The sequence below is a fragment of the Prosthecobacter sp. genome, assembly GCF_014879935.1.
In the GTDB taxonomy this organism is placed as follows: domain Bacteria; phylum Verrucomicrobiota; class Verrucomicrobiia; order Verrucomicrobiales; family Verrucomicrobiaceae; genus Prosthecobacter.
This window is the reverse complement of sequence record NZ_JACSRD010000228.1, coordinates 1-2,230: the sequence shown is the minus strand read 5'-3', so window position 1 is coordinate 2,230 and position 2,230 is coordinate 1. Positions and strand designations below refer to the sequence as shown.

Genomic DNA, 2,230 nt, shown 5'->3' with positions numbered 1-2,230 from the left:
CCAGGGCGCGCTTGAGCTGATGCACATTCCTTATACGGGAAGCGGCGTGCTGGCCTCCGCCGTGGGCATGGACAAGTGGCGTACCAAGTTGCTGTGGCGTTCGGTCGGTCTGGCCATTCCTGAATTCGTCATGCTTGACGCGCACAGCGATTTCGACGCGGTGGAGAAACAGCTTGGGCTGCCGCTCTTTGTCAAGCCGGCCTGCGAAGGTTCATCGATCGGCGTTTCGATGGTGCGGCATGCCGGTGAATTGCGCGCCGCCTGGCTGGCGGCCGCCAGGCATGACTCGCTGGTGATTGCCGAGCAGGGCGTCCTTGGCGGTGAATACACGGTGGCCATGATCGGCGAAGGCGACACCATGCAGGCACTGCCGATCATCAAGATTGAACCGGCTACCGAATTTTATGACTACGAAGCGAAGTATCTGCGCGATGACACCAGCTACCGCTGCCCCTGCGGGCTGTCCGAATCACGCGAGCTTGAGCTGCGGGCTCAGGCGCTGGACGCGTTCCGCGTGCTCGGTTGCCGTGGCTGGGGGCGGGTCGATTTTCTGATGGATGAGCAGGGCAAGGCGTACTTCCTGGAAGTGAATACCTCGCCGGGAATGACCGATCACTCGCTGGTGCCGATGGCCGCACGGGTCGCGGGAATTTCCTACGAACAATTGGTGGTGCGTGTGCTGGCGCTGGCCACGCTGGGAGGAAAAGCATGACAACAGTGAAAAGTGAAGACTCAGGAGTGAGGTGTCCTTTTCTGCGCTTTTTTTCCTCACCCCTCACTCCTCACTCCCCACTGTCTTTGGGATGATGAATGTGGAACAAACCGCAGTTGATGAACGCTGTTACCGATCTGCTCCTGGTGGCAGCGACGGCTGCATTGCTGGTGGCGGCGGTAGTCTGGAGTGCTCGCCTGCCCCTTTTCCCGCTGCGCGAAGTACTCGTTACGCACGAGTTGCGGGAAGTCCGTCGCAGCGAACTGGAAAACTCGCTCAGCGGCTTGCTGCGCGGAAATTTCTTCAGCATCAAAGTGGAGGATTTGCGCCAGTCTCTGGAACAGTTGCCGTGGGTGCGTCGTGCCGAAGTACGGCGGCAGTGGCCGTCGCGTATCGAAGTGAGTATCGAGGAGCATCTGCCGGTGGCTTTCTGGGGGCAGGCTACGGGGCAAATGGTGAACTCCTATGGCGAAGTGTTCACCGCATCCTTGAGCGCCCCGCCGTCGGCACCGATGCCCTTGCTGATCGGTCCGACAGGACTGGCACCGGAAATACTGAGCCATTACCAGCAGGCCGAGGACATCCTCAAGCCCGTCGGACGGATACCGCGCGCATTGAGCGTTTCACCGCGTCTTGCCGTGCAGTTGCGACTGGACGACGGAATGATCGTCGAACTGGGGCGGCAACAGCCGAAGGCGCCGGTGAGCGAGCGCCTGCTGCGCTTCGTCGAGTACTACCCGAGCGTATTGAGCGCCGCCAGGCAGCGGCCGAGTGTTGTGGATATGCGCTATCCGAATGGTTTTGCGCTGCGGCTCGCTGCCGCGCCAGCAACTGAGAGTAAAGGGAAACCATGAGCAGGGAAAACAAGGAAATCATCGTCGGGCTCGATATCGGCACCTCGAAGATCGTTGCGCTGGTCGCTGAAATCACTCCGGAAGGACGGCTCAACATCATCGGCATGGGATCGCAGGACTCCAAAGGCCTGAAGAAGGGCGTGGTGGTCAACATCGAGGATACCGTGGCGACCATTTCACGGGTGCTGCAGGAAGTCGAGCTGATGGCCGACTGCAAGGTCAAGGAAGTGTATACCGGGATTGCCGGCAGTCACATCAAGAGCTTCAATTCGAACGGCATGGTGGCGATCAAGGACAAGGAAGTGACGCCGATGGACGTCGAGCGCGTGATTGAAACGGCGCGCGCCATGCCGATCCCGGCCGATCAGGAAATCCTGCACATCCTGACGCAGGAATTCATCATCGATGATCAGGACGGAATCCGTGAGCCGATCGGCATGAGCGGGTTCCGCCTGGAAGTGAAAGTGCACATTGTGACCGGTGCCGTTTCGGCGGCGCAGAACATCGTCAAGTGCGTGCGCCGCTGCGGGCTGGAAGTCAATGATCTGGTGCTGCAGCCGCTGGCATCGAGCTACGCCGTGCTATCCGAGGACGAGAAGGATCTGGGTATCTGCCTCATCGACATCGGCGGCGGTACGACCGATCTGGCGATCTGGACGCAAGG

3 protein-coding genes are annotated in these 2,230 nt (G+C 60.1%); all 3 read left to right on the top strand.

Annotated features, from left to right (window positions below):
- The coding region (locus IAE77_RS26625) for a D-alanine--D-alanine ligase (protein WP_294233445.1) at positions 1-712 on the top strand (712 nt) is incomplete at its 5' end.
- 98 nt (positions 713-810) lie between these two features.
- Positions 811-1,566 carry a cell division protein FtsQ/DivIB gene (locus IAE77_RS26620; protein ID WP_294233442.1) on the top strand — a complete coding sequence of 252 codons (756 nt, stop codon included), beginning with the start codon at positions 811-813 and terminating at the stop codon, positions 1,564-1,566.
- Positions 1,563-2,230: cell division protein FtsA (ftsA, locus tag IAE77_RS26615; RefSeq protein WP_294233440.1), on the top strand; the 668-nt coding region annotated here is incomplete at its 3' end. The genes IAE77_RS26620 and ftsA, both read left to right, overlap by 4 nt.